A 17,596-nucleotide genomic window follows, 5' to 3' on the forward strand; every position below is an offset into this window, starting at 1 on the left:
ATGGAAACATGAGTGGCTTAGATGCATTGAAAGCAAAATTTGCAGATGTGGAAGTAAAACCCAATGCAAGAACAATGGAAGAAGTGGTACAGTATATCGAAGAAAACTGGGGCGCTTTCCGTGTAATGATCGCAGAATCCGAACTGATGGTGCATTACAAAGAAGCGGTAGCCTTTGCAAAAATGATGGGCAAAGATGTCACAAACTTTCAGGATGATATCAGAAGATACCGCCTGCCCCACACAAACAAGATCCATGTGGTTCTGGGCATGAATTCCGAATATATGACAGCGGAAAACGGCATGAAATATTATCAGGCACTGTGTCTGATCAAAGGCCTGACACAGGAAGATATTGATACAAAGAATGAAAGATGGCTGCAGTATATGCTGCTCTTGGATATGGCAAAAGACTGGGAAGTAAAAGATGAAATTTTCCTGAAGGAACAGGCTGCAATGCTGAAAGAAAGAGGTGTGGAAATCGAATGAAAAAATTTCACTCCGGTTTTGTTTCTCTGATCGGCAGACCCAATGTGGGCAAATCCACGCTGATGAACTGTCTGGTTGGCGAAAAGATCGCTATTACATCCCATAAACCCCAGACAACCAGAAACAAGATCACAACGATCCTGACAAAGGACGATTTCCAGTGCGTATTTCTGGATACACCCGGTATCCATAAAGCGAAATCTAAACTGGGCGAATATATGGTACGTTCTGCGGAAACAACATTCAATGAAGTGGATCTGGTGCTGATGCTGATCGAACCTACCACAGAAGTAGGCCCACAGGATCAGTATGTGCTGGAACGCATCCAAAACGTAAAAACACCCGTGGTACTGGTCATCAATAAGATCGATACTATAGAAAGAGACACACTGCTGGAAGTCATCACCACTTACAGCAAACTGTATAACTTTGCAGAGATCGTACCTATTTCTGCCATGAAGGACAGAAATACAGAGGAACTCTTGAATGTTATCAAAAAATATCTGCCCGAAGGCCCCCAGTACTTCCCTGGGGATATGGTAACAGACCAGCCCGAAAGACAGATCGCATCTGAAATCATCCGTGAAAAAGCGCTGTATCTGCTGCAGGATGAAGTGCCTCATGGCATCGCGGTAGAGATCATGTCCATGAAGAAACGTCCCGATCAGGATATGGTAGACGTACAGGCGACCATTTATTGCGAAAGAGATTCCCATAAGGGGATCATTATCGGCAAACAGGGGTCTATGCTGAAACGCATCGGTTCCACAGCCAGATATGATATGCAGAGACTTTTGGGTTCTCCCATTTATCTGCAGCTTTGGGTAAAAGTGAAGAAAGACTGGAGAGACAGCGATTTCCTGCTGAAAAACTTCGGTTACGATAAGAAAAATATTTAAAGACCTTTCTTGGGGTTTTACCCCAAACCCCAGCAGGGAAATAATTTCCCTGCACCCTTATATGCCAAGAACCTACGTTTCTTGGAAGGATTTTTACAGTATGTCAAAGGAATTATTTTCGCATGATATCCTCAGAAAGGGGATGGGATCATGACCGAACAAGAGCAGGCATACTGGCGGAAATTTTTGCAGACAGGGCAGGTGGAGGATTACCTGCGCTACTGCAGATATACAGCGGAGCAGGCGGAAAACCCCCGCCGCCGCATAGAAGGATCATCCAGATTCAAGAAGTTTTATTAAAGATTTGAAACGAGGTCGGCTATGGGAACAGAAAAGCTGAGCGGCATTGTCATACGGGAACAGGTGAAAGGCGAAAGCAACAAGCAGATCGTCCTTCTGGCGAAGGGCGTGGGGCGTGTGGTTTTGTCTGCCCGCGGAGCCCGTAATGTCAAGAGCAGGCTTTTGGCGGCGACGCAGCTGTTCTGCTATGCCGATTTCGTCGTTTATGAAGGCAACGGCTTTTATTCCATCAATCAAGCGGAGCTGCAGAGAAGCTTTTATGACCTCAGAATGGATATTGATAAATTTTCTGAGGCCATGTATCTGACGGAACTGGTAGACCGCAGCTGCCCCGCGGGGATGGAGCAGGATGAGGTGCTGGAACTGTTGTATTATGCTTTTTCTGTCATGGAAAAAGGCATACTGCCCCCGAAGCTGGTCTCCCGTATTTTCGAATTGAAGCTGCTGCAGATCAACGGGCTGTTTGCGCCGGAGGAATGTCATATCTGCGGCGAAAGTAATGGAGATATCTATTTCGACGGCAGGCTGGGGGCTTTTTTCTGCGAAGCGCATCGCACCGGAAACAGCATTTTCGTATATGACGCAGTGCGGAAAGCCTTTCATCATGTATTGTCCAAAGAAGGCAAGGCTGTGTTTGGCTTTCATCTATCCGCGGAGGCGCTGGAGCAATTATCTGTGATCCTGAAAAACTATATGGATGTACATATGGATGTGCGATTGAAAAGCCGCGATTTTTTTGAACAGTAACTGAAATCCTGTTCATCTTTTGTGGAAAATTGTACATGGGTGATGGAAAAGGTTCGGAATTAAGTGCAGTTTTTCACCTTGACAAGGCGGGTGAAAAGCGTTATCATAGACCACAAGTTCATAAAACGCTGCGATGAAAAAGAGGAGTATCTGCGGAGGATTTTCAGAGAGTTATCGGTTGGTGTGAGATAACAGTCGGAACCAGAGAAAGGCACTTTGGAGCAGTTTTTTCACAAAAGAGGGCTGATGCAAACCAGCAGCAGTCAACGAGGGTGGAACCGCGGAAGATTATACAGCTTTCGTCCCTTGCTTAACGGCAGGAGGATGAAGGCTTTTTTATTTATTCGTCCCTTGCAAAGAAACTTATCATTTATCCCTTGAAATCAAACAGAGTTTGATTTCGTATAGGGTCAAGGGAATCATTCCCTTGCAGGGTTCGGGACAGCGTCCCGAGAAAAGGAGGAATTTAAAATGGCAGTAGAATCTATGGAAAAAATCGTAGCATTGGCTAAAAACAGAGGTTTTGTATACCCCGGCTCCGAAATTTACGGCGGTCTGGCAAATACATGGGATTACGGCCCTCTGGGTGTGGAACTGAAAAACAACATGAAAAAAGCATGGTGGAAAAAATTCATCCAGGAAAACCCCATGAACGTTGGTATGGACTCCGCGATCCTGATGAACCCCCAGACATGGGTGGCTTCCGGTCACGTTGGCGGCTTCTCCGACCCTCTGATGGACTGTAAAGAATGTAAAGAACGTTTCAGAGCAGATAAACTGATCGAAGACCATATCGCAGCAAACAATATGCCCGAACAGATCGTTGACGGTTGGAGCAACGACGAAATGAAAGCATTCGTAGACGAACACAACGTATGCTGCCCTTCCTGCGGTGCTCATAACTTCACAGATATCCGTCAGTTCAACCTGATGTTCAAAACATTCCAGGGCGTAACAGAAGACGCGAAAAACGTTGTTTACCTGCGTCCCGAAACAGCACAGGGTATCTTCGTAAACTTCAAAAACGTACAGAGAACAGCAAGAAAGAAACTGCCTTTCGGTATCGGCCAGATCGGTAAATCTTTCCGTAATGAAATCACACCCGGTAACTTCACATTCAGAACAAGAGAATTTGAACAGATGGAACTGGAATTCTTCTGTGAACCCGGCACAGATCTGGAATGGCTGGATTACTGGAGAAGCTACTGCAAAAACTTCCTGCTGAGCCTGGGTATGACAGAAGAACACATGAGACTGAGAGACCACTCTCCCGAAGAACTGTCCCACTACTCCAAAGGCACAACAGACATTGAATACAGATTCCCCTTCGGCTGGGGCGAACTGTGGGGCATTGCTGACAGAACAGACTATGACCTGACATGCCACCAGAACACAAGCGGCGAAGATATGACATACTTCGATCAGGCAAAGAACGAAAAATACGTTCCTTACTGCATCGAACCCTCCGTTGGTGCGGACCGTGTCACACTGGCATTCCTGTGCGACGCTTACCACGAAGAAGAAGTGGGCGAAAATGATGTAAGAACAGTACTGAAATTCCATCCTGCGCTGGCTCCCATCAAAGCGGCTGTACTGCCTCTGAGCAAAAAGCTGGCAGAACAGGCTGGTGAAGTTTACGCAATGATCGCAAAAGAATTCAACTGCGATTACGATGATGCAGGTTCTATCGGTAAACGTTACAGAAGACAGGACGAAGCTGGTACACCTTTCTGTATCACATATGACTTCGAATCCGTTGAAGACCAGTGTGTAACTGTTCGTGACAGAGACACAATGGAACAGGTGAGAATGCCTATCGCTGATCTGGTATCCTACCTGAAAGAAAAAATGGAATTCTAATTTAAAAAATCAAAAAGACTTGGCTATGCCAAGTCTTTTTTTGTGGTAAAATAGAAATGAGGTGATAAAATGAAAAAATTCGAAGGCTTTCAGCCTGAAACCATAGATTTCATGTGGGAACTTCGCATGAACAACAGCAAGGAATGGATGGAGCAGAACCGTGACCGCTATAAAAGGGTACTGAAAGAACCTTTTGATGCCTTTGCGGCGGAACTGGCAGAGCTGAGCCCTATGTTCTGCGGGGAAAAGGCGAAATTCTCCGTTTCCCGTATCAACCGCGACATTCGTTACAGCAAGGATAAAAGCCCCTACCGCCCCAACCGCTGGGTGGTGTTCTATGATGAGAAATACCGCGGTACGGAATGGAAAGAGCATCCCTCCTTCTATTTCGAACTGGAGCCGGAAGGGTTTAGCCATGGTCTGGGCATGTGGTGTGCAAAGCCTGCTTATCTGGCGGCATATCGCAAGAAAATCGAAAGCAACCCTGCGGCTTTCCTGCGTCTGGCGAAGAAAATCGACAAAGACCCTCTGTTTACCCTGCAGGGGGAAGAATACAAGAAAATCAAAAACGAATCTCTTGACCCTCTTTCGCAGCAGTGGTATAAGAAAAAAGATGTGCTGATGGCAGCAGGCGGCCCTCTGGAAGAAATGGTTTTCAGCCCCGATCTGCCGCAGTTTCTGGCGGAAGAATGGGCAAGACTGAAGGGGATGTACGCCTTTCTCAGCGAAATTGAAGCAGAATAATCACAAGAAAAAGGGAACTATTGTTCCCTTTTTTTGTTTGGTGTGGTATACTCTTTTCAGAATAAAAGGAGGTGAAAGGCATGGAAGATCTGAAATTTACAGGCGAAGTAGAGGATATCATTTATCAGAATAAGGACAACGGCTATACGGTTTTTACTTTGACCACAGAGGATGACGAGGTGACCTGCGTAGGCACCGTCCCCGATATTCACAGCGGCGAAACGCTGGAGATCCGCGGCAGCTGGACGATGCACGCCCTTTACGGCAGGCAGGTGCAGGTGCAGTATTACGAAAAGGCCATGCCTGCCACCGCAGCAGGGATGGAAAAATACCTTTCCTCCGGCCTCATCAAGGGGATCGGGGCGAAAACGGCAAAGCGTATCGTGGAACGTTTCGGGGAGGCGACTTTTTATGTCATCGAAGAAAAGCCGGATATGCTGACGGAGATCAAGGGCATCAGCTATGATAAAGCCCAGAAGATTTCCGAAGCTTTCTGCGAACAGCACGAACTGCGCAGAGCGATGATGTTCCTGCAGGGCTTTGATATCTCTCCTGCCTATGCCATGCGTATTTATAAAAAATATAAAGGACGCACCTTTGATATCGTGAAAAATAACCCTTACCGTCTGGCCGATGATGTGGTGGGGATCGGCTTTAAAATGGCAGATAAAATGGCTGCAGGGGCGGGTATTTCTGCCGATGACCCCAACCGCGTGAAGGCGGCGGTGAAGTATGTGCTGAATAATGCGGCAGGCAATGGGGACTGTTTCCTGCCCAAGGAAAAGCTCATCGATCAGTGTGTGGAACTGTTGGAACTGCATCCCCTTGCCATCGAAAATGCCATTCGGGAACTGCAGGTGGACAGTCAGATCTGGCAGGAAAAAATGGATGGGACCGATTGTGTTTATCTGAATTATTATTTTTATGCGGAAATGTCTGTGGCAAAGCGCCTGCTGGAACTTTCTGCAGAATATGAAGCCCCTGATCTGGAATATATCTCCAAAGAAATTCGCCGTGTGGAAAAGGAAACGGGCGTGACGCTGGCACTGGAACAGCGAATGGCAGTGGCAGAGGCCATGTCCAATGGTGTACTCATCATCACAGGCGGCCCTGGTACCGGGAAAACCACGACCATCAATACCATCATCCGTATCCTGCAGCAGGAAGAACAGGAAGTGGTCCTTGCGGCGCCCACAGGCCGTGCGGCAAAGCGCATGACAGAGGCAACAGGGGTGGAAGCCCAGACCATCCATCGTCTGCTGGGTGTCAATTTCATGGGCGAGGATAACCGCCGTCAGACCTTTGACAAAAACGAAGATGACCCCATTGAAGCCGATGTGATCATCGTTGACGAAAGCTCCATGGTGGATATTGCCCTGATGCAGGCACTGCTGCGGGCGGTGGAAAGCGGCTCCCGCATCATTTTTGTGGGGGACGTGGATCAGCTGCCTTCCGTGGGGGCAGGGAATGTGCTGAAAGATATGATCCGCAGTGAACGGCTGAAAGTGGTGCGCCTGCAGCATGTTTTCCGACAGGCTCAGGAAAGTGCCATCATCAGAAATGCCCATCGCATCAATCAGGGGGATGAGCCTGTGCTGAACGAAGAAGGAACGGACTTCTTCTTCATGCGCCGTGCCTATGCCGACGATGTGGCATCGACCATTCGGGAACTGGTCACAAAGCGTCTGCCGAAATTTACAGGCTGCGACGGCCTTTTCGATATGCAGATTTTAACGCCTATGCGAAAAGGCACACTGGGTGTGCAGAATCTGAATACTGTTCTGCAGGAAACATTGAACCCAGCGGCTTTCGATAAACGGGAAGTGCATTTCCGTCAGATCGTCTTCCGCGAAGGGGATAAGGTCATGCAGATCAAAAATAATTACAACACCGTCTGGAAATGCTATGACTGCAGGAGCGGCAAGCGGTACGACGAAGGTCTCGGTGTGTATAACGGGGATGCGGGCATCGTTCTTTCCATCGACAATGATGCGGAACAGATGCGTGTGGCCTTTGATGACGGCAAGATTGTAGACTATGATTTTGGGCAGCTGGAAGAACTGGAACTGGCCTATGCCATCACCATCCATAAATCCCAGGGCAGTGAATACCCTGTGGTGATTCTGCCTGTTTACAGCGGTCCTCCTATGCTGATGACAAGAAATCTGCTTTATACGGCAGTGACCAGGGCGAAACAGCTGGTGGTGCTGGTCGGTCTGCGGGAAACGGTTTCCGCCATGATTCGCAATGACAAGGAAGTGGAGCGGTACACAGGGCTTGCCCGCAGGATCCAAAACCTCCATGATTTTATGCATGGGGATGAGATTTTGGGAGGCGGTGCAGAATGAAATGTCTGAAAACAATCCTGCTGGATACGGTTTTTCCGCCCAGATGTGCGGTTTGTGGGGAAATTTTGAGGATGGAAGAAAGACAGGGGGTTCTTTGCGCAGATTGTCGGAGTGACATCCCCTATCTTCCGCAGGAGAAATGTCCCCATTGCGGCGGCAAAACGAATAATGGCGGGTTTTGTGATTTCTGTATGAAGCATTTTCCCTTCGATTCTGTCTGCGGGGCCTTTCCTTATGAAAAGGTGCGGAAGGCCATTCATCTGTTCAAATATGACGGAGATAAAACCATTGGGGAAGGACTGGGGCGCCTGATGGCAGAGGAGCTACTGGAGAACCATAAAGAACTGTTGGAGAAAGCGGATGTGCTGGTTTCTGTTCCTCTTCATCCGAAAAAAGAAAAATTCCGCGGATTCAACCAGACCCATATCCTCTGCGAAAAGATCGCGGAGAAAACAGGACTGACCTTTCAGCGACACGGACTGGAAAGAAAACGGGAAACCATTGCCCAAAGTGAACTGGATCCGGAGGAAAGAAAAGTGAACCTGAAGGATGCTTTCGCAGCGACAGCGGATTTTACGGGAAAATGTGTCCTTCTGGTGGATGATATTTTTACGACAGGCACCACCTGCAGGGAGTGTGCGAAGGAATTATATCGCGCAGGTGCACGGGAAGTGATGGTGTTTGTCCTTTCCGTAGCAGGGGCAGAATAAAAACAGAATGGATAAGGTGTCTGTCTTATGGCGGACACCTTTTTTGCAGGAATGAAAAGAAGGAACAGGGGCATACTGTACTTATAGCGGTTATTCTGTTTTTTGATGGAGAATGGTCGTTTTTTTGTAAGTTTTGTTTGTAAATAAGTGAAAAAACGAGTATAATAGCATAAAAGCGGAGAAAATACCTAAAAGAAATCACTGTCGAAACTGCTTGCAGGGGCGGACAGTGAATTTGCTTTTAGGGACAATTTGCGGAGCAAATTGACCGAAAAAATCAAGGGTTTTTTCGGTTCTCAGTTGTATGATTTTTTGGAAAATACATCGGGGAGAGTTATTTATGTTACGAATTGGATTTGATAATGATAAATATCTGCAGCTGCAGTCGAAGCATATCAAAGAAAGGATCGCCCAGTTTGGCGGCAAGCTCTATCTGGAATTCGGCGGCAAGCTGTTTGACGATTACCATGCATCCCGTGTACTGCCCGGCTTTCAGCCTGACAGTAAGATCGATATGCTGGTACAGTTGAAGGAGGATGCGGAGATCGTCATCGTCATCAGCGCAGGTGACATTGAAAAAAATAAGGTGCGCGGCGACCTGGGCATCACTTATGATGCGGATGTGCTGCGTCTCATCGACGCCTTCCGTGGCTATGGTCTGTATGTGGGCAGTGTGGTGCTGACCCAGTTCAACGGACAGGCCAGCGTGATGGCTTATGAAAAGAAACTGGAGGCTCTGGGGATCAAGGTTTATAAACATTATCCCATCGAAGGCTATCCTGCTAATATTCCTCTGATCGTAAGCGAAGAAGGCTTTGGCAAAAATGATTATATCGAAACACAGCGTTCTCTGGTGGTGCTGACAGCACCCGGCCCCGGCAGCGGCAAAATGGCAACCTGCCTTTCTCAGCTGTACCATGAAAATAAAAGAGGCGTGAAGGCTGGTTATGCGAAGTTTGAAACCTTCCCCATCTGGAATATCCCTCTGGGCCACCCTGTCAATCTGGCTTATGAAGCAGCAACGGCAGACCTGAACGATATCAATATGATCGACCCCTTCCATCTGGAAGCTTATGGGGAAACAACCGTAAACTATAATCGCGATGTGGAAGTGTTCCCTGTGCTGAATGCCATGTTTGAACAGATCTACGGCAAATCCCCCTATAAATCCCCTACGGATATGGGCGTAAATATGGTAGGCAAGTGCATTTTCAATGACGAAGCTGTTTCTGCGGCAGCAAGAACGGAAATTGTGCGTCGTTATTATAAAGCCCTGAATGACCACAGAAAAGGCAATCTGGGCGATGATGTCATCTACAAACTGGAACTTCTGATGAAACAGGCAGGCACCAGCGTTGCGGACAGAGTCGTTGTTGCGGCAGCAAACAAGAGAGCGGAAGAAACCGGTGATCCTGCGGCAGCCATCGAACTGCGTGATGGTACCATCGTAACCGGCAAAACCACTGCTTTGCTGGGGGCATCCTCTGCGATGCTTCTGAATGCATTGAAAACACTGGCAGGCATCGGCAAGGAAGTAAAACTGATCGCGCCGGAAATTATCGAGCCGATCCAGAAACTGAAAATCGGCCATCTGGGCAACCAGAACCCTCGCCTGCATACAGACGAAGTGCTGATCGCGCTGAGCATCTGCGCTGTTACAGACCCTGTGGCAGATCTGGCGCTGAAACAGCTGGAAAAACTGAAATGCTGCGAGGTGCACTCCACAGTGATCCTGTCTTCCGTAGACGAAAATGTATTTAAGAAACTGGGCGTGAACCTGACCTGTGAACCCAAATATCAGACCAAAAAACTCTTCCACAGATAAAAATAAAAACAAAGCGTATCTGAGCAAACGAAAAGTTGCTTCGATGCGCTTTTTTATTTGCGGAAAAGAGCGGCCGAGGAAGGATGCCTGCAGGGGTGTTCCATCCTCCTTTTTTCTGCCCCTGACCCTGCCGCCCTATGTTTCAGTTTATGCGGCAGTTCTTTTTTTGTGTTTGTCCGCATAATTTTGTGGAAAAGGACAACCTGAAAAACAAAAGACGGAGCGTGAGGCTATGGAATGGTGGAACATGCAGATCTCTCAGGTGGAGAAAATGCTGAAAACGGATCGGGAAAAAGGGCTGCAGTCGGGGGAAGCCTCCAAAAGGCTGACATTGGACGGGAAAAACAGACTGGAACAGGAACGAGGACGGCAGGGGTTCTTCTGGAAACTGCTGGCTCAGTTCAATGATTTTATGATATTGCTGCTGATCGGGGCAGCGGCGGTTTCTTTTGTGGTTTCCTGCTGGAACGGAGAGAAGGACTTTGTGGATTCCGCTATCATCATTGCAATTGTGGTATTGAATGCATTGCTGGGGGTGGTGCAGGAAAGTAAGGCGGAAAAAGCACTGGAAGCCCTCCAGGAACTTTCTGCGCCGAAGGCACGGGTACTGAGGGATAGGAAAGAAAGGGAGATTCCGGCGGAGGATGTGACGGCGGGGGATATCCTTCTGCTTTCTGCAGGGGATTATATCTGCGCCGATGGACGGCTGTTCGAAAGCCGTGGCCTGCAGACGGAGGAAAGTGCCATCACAGGGGAATCTCTTGCCATTGAGAAGGAAACGGGCATCCTTCCGGCAAAACTGCAGATCGGGGATAGGCGGAATATGGTGCTTTCCGGCAGCTATGTGATGAAGGGGAAGGGGAAAGCCATCGTCACGGCCACGGGCATGGACACAGAGATTGGCCATATTGCGGCATTATTGGCAAAACAGGAGGATAATGAAACGCCTTTGCAGAAAAAACTGGGAGAAACGGGAAAACTGCTGGGCATCGGCGCCCTTGCCATCTGCGGTGTGATTTTTTTCATGGGGCTTTTGCGGAGAGAGGAACCCTTTCAGATGTTTATGACTTCCGTCAGCCTTGCAGTGGCGGCCATCCCCGAAGGGCTGCCGGCCATCGTGACCATCGTCCTTGCCATCGGCATGCAGCGGATGTCGAAGAAAAATACCATCATCCGCCGGTTGCCTGCGGTGGAAACCTTGGGCGGGGCAGAGGTCATCTGTTCCGATAAGACAGGAACCTTGACCCAGAACCGCATGAAAGTGACGAAGCTGGCGGATATTGGCAAGGGCTTAGAGAAGAATGAGGAAAAACAGAGGCTGATTTTGACCCTGTTTGCCCTGTGCAACGATGCGAAACGGGAGGGGACGCGGATTGCCGCAGAGCCTACGGAAAAAGCTTTGGCAGAAGCGGCAGAGGAAGGGGGCGTATCCCTGAAGGCTCTTTGGCAGGAAATGCCCCGTATCGGGGAAGTCCCGTTTTCTTCAGAACGGAAATTGATGACCACGGTGCACCGAAGCGGAGAAAAATGGATCTCTGTCACCAAAGGGGCGCCGGATGTTTTGCTGGAAAAATGCAGCCGATGTCTGGATGGAAAGGGGCAGACAGCCTTTGATAATCGGAGAAAAAGCGAAGCCAGACTGAAAAACGGGAAAATGGCGGCAGAAGCCCTGCGGGTGGTTGCAGTGGCCTTTCGGGAATGGGAGGAAGAACCCCTGTTTTTCACGGCAGAAGCGCTGGAAAAGGAATTGACTTTTGCGGGGATGGCAGGGATGATGGATCCCCCCAGGCCGGAGGCAAGGGAAGCGGTGGAGGTCTGCAAAAAAGCGGGGATTCGCCCGGTCATGATCACGGGAGACCATGCCCTGACCGCCCAGGCTATCGCCGCCCAACTGGGCATTTACACCCATGGCGACAGGATCATTACGGGGCAGGAACTGGAACAGATGGACGAGGAGGAACTGGGGCGGAAGGCGGCAGACTGCACGGTATTTGCCCGCGTTTCGCCGGAACATAAGGTGCGTATTGTAAAAGCTTTCCAAAAGGAGGGCAAGGTGGTCGCCATGACGGGGGACGGTGTCAATGATGCCCCTGCCCTGAAGGCGGCAGATATCGGCTGTGCCATGGGGAAAAATGGGACAGAGGTGGCAAAGGGAGCGGCGGATATGGTGCTGATGGATGATCACTTTGCCACCATTGTGGAAGCGGTACGGGAAGGCAGAGGCATTTACGATAACATCCGCAAGGCAGTACATTTTCTCCTTTCCAGCAATATTGGCGAGATCATCACGATTTTTGTGGCCATGCTGCTGGGGTGGGCAACACCGCTTTTGCCTATTCAGCTGTTGTGGGTCAATCTGGTGACGGATTCCCTGCCTGCCATTGCCCTTGGGCTGGATCCGGCGGAGAAGGATATTATGGAGCGGCCGCCCAGACGGGAAACGTCTTTGTTTGGCGGCGGCATGGGCAGCCGTATCGCTGTGGAAGGTATGATGATCGGGATGCTGGCTCTGCTGGCTTTTGGCATCGGACATATTTATTTTGACGGCGGGAGAGAATATATCACCGGACGCACCATGGCCTTTGCGGTACTTTCCCTTTCTCAGCTGGTGCATGCCTTTAATATGCGGACGGAACATTCCCTGTGTCAGATCTCTTTGGGGAGCAATCTCTTTCTGGTAGGCGCATTTTTTGTGGGTTGTCTGCTGCAGGTAGGGGTCATCATGGCAGAACCTCTGGCGGCAGTGTTTCAGGTTTGCCCACTGACGGGGAAGGAATGGGCGATCGTAACAGGCTTGGCGTTGGTTCCCCTGCCTGTAGTGGAACTGGAAAAATGGAAAGACAGAGTAATTTCTGCAAAAACAGAGAAAAAACAGAACGCTGAGACATAAAATTTAGTTATCATGAAAACTTATGGATATTGCTATTCCGTTTTGTTTTTTATATAATAAAAGAAAACCAAGGATAAGGAGGAATCCCCATGAAAGTGGATGTTTCTTTAGATTTATATCGTATTTTCTGTGCCGTTGTCCGCACGGGCAATATGTCCGGGGCGGCAAGGGAACTGTATATTTCTCAGCCTGCCGTCAGCATGTCGATCCGTCAGCTGGAAGACCGTATGGGCAGCCCTCTGCTGGTGCGTACGGCCAAGGGGGTGTATCCCACAGCAGAAGGGAAACTGCTGTATACCTATCTGGAACAGGCTTTGGGGCTGATTCAGGCGGCAGAGAAAAAATATTATCAGATGGTTCACATGGAGATGGGGGAACTGAAAATCAGTGCTAATGATACGGTCATTGCAAATTTTCTGCTGCATTATCTGGAACAGTATCATAAACTCTATCCCGATATTACCATCAAGGTGACAAACAAAACCACGGAAGAATCTCTGCGCCTGCTCAGAAGCGGTGCGGTGGATATGTGCTTTGTCAACCTGCCCATTACCGATGTGCATGATCTGGAAGTGCTGCCCTGCATCGAGATCCACGATGTGCTGGTGGGCGGTGAAAAATACCGCAGACTGGCGGAAAAAGGAATTGAACTGAAAGATCTTTCCAATTATCCCCTGATGATGCTGGAGGAAGTCAGCAATTCCCGTCGTTATATCACCCGCTATGCGGAGGAAAACGGTGTGGTGCTGAATCCCATTCTGGAGATTGGCAGCAGTGACCTTCTGATCAATTTTGCCAAGATCAATCTGGGGCTGACTTATGCTATTCGTGAACTGACCAGAGAACTGGAAGAAAAGAAACTGTACGAGATCCCTGTAAATCCTCCTGTGCCCAAAAGAAGCATCGGTATGGTGCGTCTGAAAAACGTTGCCATGTCCCATGCCCTGCAGGGCTTCATCGATTTGATGGATCTGCCGAAAAAATAAATTTGACAAAAATAGTGGGAAATGATAATATATGAGCGGATATTCATATAAAAGAGGTGCGACCATGAAGGAATATCAGGAAGAATTTGATATGCTGAAGGAACTGGAACTGGAATTCATCCATGAAATGGCTGAGTTTTTTAAGGTTTTCGGTGACAGCACCCGTATTCGTATCCTGCAGGCATTGCTGGAGGGGGAAAAGAATGTGGGTGATCTGGCAGATTCGCTGGAAATGACCCAGTCTGCTGTTTCCCATCAGCTGCGTGTGCTCAGACAGAATGATCTGGTGAAATATCGCAAAGAAGGCAAGGTTGTGTTCTATTCTCTGGATGATGAACATGTGGCAAACGTGATGCAGCAGGGTATGGCGCATCTGCGTCATAAACGTGGATATCATGAATAAGATTTTAAGGGCTGTTTGCAGACAGCCCTGATTTTGGCAGAATATGTGAACGATTGTTCATATAAAAAAGTGAAAGAGGTGAAACCCATGCAGGAAATGAAGGTGACATTGAAGGGGTTGACCTGTGCTAACTGCGCAGGAAAGATTGAAAAAGTCCTTTCTGAAATAGAGAAAACAGAAGAAGTTTCTATCAATCTGATCCGACAGGAACTGACTGTGAAATATCAGGACGGACTGGCAGAAGAGGCTCTTCAGAAAGAAATTGCTGATACCGTACACCGTTATGAACCCCATGTGGAGGTTCTGTTTGCGGAAAAAGAAGAAGTATGTGGCGGTGGAAGCTGCGGCTGTCATGACCATCACGACCACGAGCACGGCAATGAAGAAGTCTTTGGCAAGGCGATCTTCCTGCGTTTTGGCTTGGGACTGCTGCTGTTTATCTGTGCTGTTTTCTGGCAGGAAAACCGGATGAAAACAGGATTGTTTCTGACAGCATATTTTATTTTTGGTTATGATGTTCTGCTTCGGGCGGTGAGAAATATTGCCCGTGGGCAGGTGTTTGATGAAAATTTTCTGATGTCCGTTTCTACGGTGGGGGCACTGGCCATTGGTGAGATGGCGGAAGCTGTTTTTGTTATGCTGTTCTATCAGGTGGGGGAGGCCTTTCAGGATTATGCCGTGGCTCGATCCAGAAAATCCATCACTGCCCTTCTGGAGATCCGCTCTGATTTTGCGAGGGTAGTGGAACAGGGAGAAGTGAGAGAAATTGTCCCTGAACTGGTAAAGGTCGGGGATTGTATCCTTGTAAAAGCAGGGGAACGCATCCCCTTGGATGGCGTTGTAGAGGAAGGCTCTGCCATGCTGGATACGGCAGCACTGACGGGGGAATCTCTGCCCAGAAAAGCGGTGGCAGGAGATCAGGTGCTCAGCGGCTGTATCAATATGGACGGCAATCTGAAAATTCGTGTGGAAAAGCCTTTCGGAGAGTCTATAGTTGTAAAAATTCTGGAAATGGTGGAGAATGCCGCAGGCAAAAAATCCAGAACAGAAAAATTCATTACCCGTTTTGCAAGGGTATATACCCCGGTGGTCTGTCTGCTGGCGGTTCTGGTAACAGTTGTACCTGTTCTGCTTGGGCTAGGCAGCTTTTCCGTATGGTTTGGCAGGGCATTGGTATTCTTGGTCGTATCCTGCCCCTGTGCATTGGTATTGTCTGTTCCCCTGAGTTATTTCGCAGGGATCGGTGCCGCATCCTCCTGTGGTATCCTTGTCAAAGGCGGCGAAGATCTGGATACTCTCTGCAATATCGAGCAGGTGGTGTTTGACAAAACGGGTACATTGACAAAGGGCAAGTTTTCTGTAGCGGATGTGAAAGGCGATGTGCTGAAACTGGCGGCCATTGGTGAGTCGCAGAGCAATCACCCCATTGCAAAGGCTATTGTTGCAGCCTATGAAGGAGAAATCCCAAGTGTGGAAAACTATCAGGAACTGGGTGGCTACGGTATTTCCTATACTTTGGACGGCGAAACAGTCCTTCTGGGCAACAGCCGTCTGATGGAAAGGAAACATATCCCTTATGAAAAGGCGGAAGGCATCGGCACAGTGGTCTATGTGGCGAAGAATGGCGTTTTCCTTGGTCATATTCTGGTGGCGGACACCCTGAAGGAAAATATTAGAGACTCTCTGGCTCTGCTGAAACAGCAGGGGGTACAGAAAATGGTCATGCTGACGGGGGACAGAAAGGAAACAGCGGAGGCCGTTGTAAAAGAACTGGGGCTGGATGCGGTTTACAGTGAACTGCTCCCTCAGGATAAAGTGGATTGGATGGGAAAATTGAAATCCGACACATATCAAACAGCCTTTGTCGGTGACGGTATCAATGATGCCCCTGTATTGGCAGGTGCGGATCTGGGTATTGCCATGGGTGGCATCGGTTCCGATGCGGCCATCGAAGCGGCGGATGTGGTGCTGATGGATGATGATATCGGCAAACTGGCTGTTGGTATGAAAATTGCGAAAAATACAAGAAAAATCGTCAACCAGAATATTACACTTGCCTTAGGCTTCAAAATTCTGGTACTGCTCCTTTCCATCCCCGGCATTGCGACCATGTGGATGGCGGTATTTGCGGATGTGGGTGTCTGTGTACTGGCAATCCTGAATTCTATGAGAAAAAAAGATTAAAGAAAAAGGCACCCCTCTGGGTGCCTTTGTTTTTTTACTGTTCTTCCTTAGGAAGCACTTTTTTGACGTTTTTTTCAAATTTTACTCTGGGCAGCATGACCATGTGACCGCAGCCGCAGCATTTGATGCGGAAATCAATGCCTGTTCGCAAAATTTCCCACTGGGCAGAACCGCAAGGGTGGCTTTTTTTCATCTGTACGATATCGCCGACAGAAAAATCCATGGTTTAAGCCTCCTTTACCAGATGTACAACCTGCTGAGGGAAAGGAATTTCGATGCCCTCTTTGTCGAATCTGTTCTTGATACGGCGGCGCAGTTCTGCTTCCACGCCCAGCGCTGTTTTTACCTTACATTTTGCAACGACTTTCAATGTGACTGCGGAATCATCCAGACCAACCACACCGGCTACAACAGGTGTTTCCAGAATATCTGTGAGGTCTGTTGTTTTTGTCATTTCGTCATTCAGTACCGCAATGGCACGGTCGACGCTTTCGCCGTAAGCAATGCCTACGGTAACGGCTGCATTGATGAATTCACGGCAGTTATTTGTCACGGTGCCGATGGAGCCGTTGGGGATGATGTGTACGGCACCCATAGCGTCACGCAGTTTTGTGGAACGCAGGGTAACGCTTTCTACAGTACCTGTGATACCCTGAATGGTCACCACGTCACCCACTGCATAATGGTCTTCAAAGAGGATGAAGAAGCCTTCCATCATATCGCCTGCGATGCCCTGGGCACCCAGACCGATGGCAACGGAACCGGCGGAAGCGATGACCAGAAGGGATTCTGTGGGTACGCCCAGCTGTTTCAGTACGGAAACCAGACCGATGAAGTAGATCACGTATTTCAGGATGCTTCCTGCAACAGTGCTCAGTGTGTTTGCTTTTCTTTCAGACATGGCCAGTTTCTGTCTCTGCACCTGTGCTTCCAGCACTTTGTTGATGAGTTTGTGAGAAAGACGGATCATCAGCCAGCAGAGGAACAGAGTAAATACGATCTGCAGAGCTTTGATACCTAAATTCATTGCGCTGTTCAGGGCAGCGTTTTTTGCGATAAAACCAAGACCAAGTTCTTCGGCGATAGCATTGCCGTTTGTGGCAGCGACAAAATTGTTGAATACTTCCATGTTGAATTACCTCCTGTTTTTATGGTCTGCGGCAGCTTTCAGAAATGCTGTGAACAGCAGACCCATTTCTTCTGTTTTCATAG

At 48.6% G+C, this 17,596-nt stretch carries 15 protein-coding genes; 13 read left to right on the plus strand and 2 right to left on the minus strand.

Annotated features, from left to right (window positions below; genetic code table 11):
• The first annotated feature begins 8 nt into the window (after nucleotides 1–8).
• The 13 genes from ACJMLT_RS05310 (at nucleotide 9) to ACJMLT_RS05370 (ending at nucleotide 16,384) form a co-directional block, all read left to right on the plus strand.
• On the plus strand, nucleotides 9–488 hold the full coding sequence (locus ACJMLT_RS05310) for a hypothetical protein (RefSeq protein WP_405727682.1): 480 nt from the start codon (nucleotides 9–11) through the stop codon (nucleotides 486–488).
• Nucleotides 485–1,387 (plus strand): GTPase Era, encoded by a 903-nt coding sequence (gene era / locus ACJMLT_RS05315; RefSeq protein WP_405727684.1) that lies wholly within the window; start codon nucleotides 485–487, stop codon nucleotides 1,385–1,387. Before ACJMLT_RS05310 ends, era begins: the two co-directional genes overlap by 4 nt.
• Before the next feature lie 150 nt (nucleotides 1,388–1,537).
• Nucleotides 1,538–1,687, plus strand: a complete 150-nt coding sequence (locus tag ACJMLT_RS05320) for a hypothetical protein (protein WP_405727687.1) — start codon at nucleotides 1,538–1,540, stop codon at nucleotides 1,685–1,687.
• 21 nt (nucleotides 1,688–1,708) lie between these two features.
• Nucleotides 1,709–2,434, plus strand: a complete 726-nt coding sequence (gene recO / locus ACJMLT_RS05325; RefSeq protein WP_405727690.1) for a DNA repair protein RecO — start codon at nucleotides 1,709–1,711, stop codon at nucleotides 2,432–2,434.
• A gap of 471 nt (nucleotides 2,435–2,905) precedes the next feature.
• Nucleotides 2,906–4,294 carry a glycine--tRNA ligase gene (locus ACJMLT_RS05330; protein ID WP_405727693.1) on the plus strand — a complete coding sequence of 463 codons (1,389 nt, stop codon included), beginning with the start codon at nucleotides 2,906–2,908 and terminating at the stop codon, nucleotides 4,292–4,294.
• A gap of 69 nt (nucleotides 4,295–4,363) precedes the next feature.
• Nucleotides 4,364–5,038, plus strand: a complete 675-nt coding sequence (locus tag ACJMLT_RS05335; protein ID WP_405727696.1) for a DUF2461 domain-containing protein — start codon at nucleotides 4,364–4,366, stop codon at nucleotides 5,036–5,038.
• A gap of 80 nt (nucleotides 5,039–5,118) precedes the next feature.
• Complete coding sequence (locus ACJMLT_RS05340; protein WP_405727699.1) at nucleotides 5,119–7,386, plus strand: SF1B family DNA helicase RecD2; 2,268 nt, start codon at nucleotides 5,119–5,121, stop codon at nucleotides 7,384–7,386.
• Nucleotides 7,383–8,096 (plus strand): ComF family protein, encoded by a 714-nt coding sequence (locus tag ACJMLT_RS05345; RefSeq protein ID WP_405727702.1) that lies wholly within the window; start codon nucleotides 7,383–7,385, stop codon nucleotides 8,094–8,096. The genes ACJMLT_RS05340 and ACJMLT_RS05345 overlap by 4 nt, the downstream gene beginning before the upstream one ends.
• Before the next feature lie 340 nt (nucleotides 8,097–8,436).
• Nucleotides 8,437–9,921, plus strand: a complete 1,485-nt coding sequence (locus ACJMLT_RS05350; protein WP_405727705.1) for a DUF1846 domain-containing protein — start codon at nucleotides 8,437–8,439, stop codon at nucleotides 9,919–9,921.
• 232 nt (nucleotides 9,922–10,153) lie between these two features.
• Nucleotides 10,154–12,811 (plus strand): calcium-translocating P-type ATPase, PMCA-type, encoded by a 2,658-nt coding sequence (locus tag ACJMLT_RS05355; RefSeq protein WP_405727708.1) that lies wholly within the window; start codon nucleotides 10,154–10,156, stop codon nucleotides 12,809–12,811.
• A gap of 89 nt (nucleotides 12,812–12,900) precedes the next feature.
• On the plus strand, nucleotides 12,901–13,797 hold the full coding sequence (locus tag ACJMLT_RS05360) for a LysR family transcriptional regulator (protein WP_405727711.1): 897 nt from the start codon (nucleotides 12,901–12,903) through the stop codon (nucleotides 13,795–13,797).
• 64 nt (nucleotides 13,798–13,861) lie between these two features.
• The gene (locus tag ACJMLT_RS05365) at nucleotides 13,862–14,200 is read left to right on the plus strand and encodes an ArsR/SmtB family transcription factor (protein ID WP_405727714.1); all 339 of its coding nucleotides are present in this window, start codon (nucleotides 13,862–13,864) and stop codon (nucleotides 14,198–14,200) included.
• Between the two features lie 87 nt (nucleotides 14,201–14,287).
• The gene (locus tag ACJMLT_RS05370) at nucleotides 14,288–16,384 is read left to right on the plus strand and encodes a heavy metal translocating P-type ATPase (RefSeq protein WP_405727717.1); all 2,097 of its coding nucleotides are present in this window, start codon (nucleotides 14,288–14,290) and stop codon (nucleotides 16,382–16,384) included.
• Nucleotides 16,385–16,418: 34 nt separating this feature from the next.
• On the opposite strand, the gene ACJMLT_RS05375 is transcribed toward ACJMLT_RS05370, so the two are convergent.
• Nucleotides 16,419–16,607, minus strand: coding sequence for a DUF951 domain-containing protein (locus tag ACJMLT_RS05375; protein WP_405727720.1), 189 nt, complete (start codon nucleotides 16,605–16,607; stop codon nucleotides 16,419–16,421).
• A 3-nt stretch (nucleotides 16,608–16,610) separates the two neighbouring features.
• Complete coding sequence (locus tag ACJMLT_RS05380) at nucleotides 16,611–17,513, minus strand: mechanosensitive ion channel family protein (protein WP_405727723.1); 903 nt, start codon at nucleotides 17,511–17,513, stop codon at nucleotides 16,611–16,613.
• Nucleotides 17,514–17,596: the final 83 nt, after the last annotated feature.

Source organism: Anaerotignum sp. (assembly GCF_045122575.1).
Taxonomy (GTDB): Bacteria; Bacillota; Clostridia; order Lachnospirales; family Anaerotignaceae; genus Anaerotignum_A.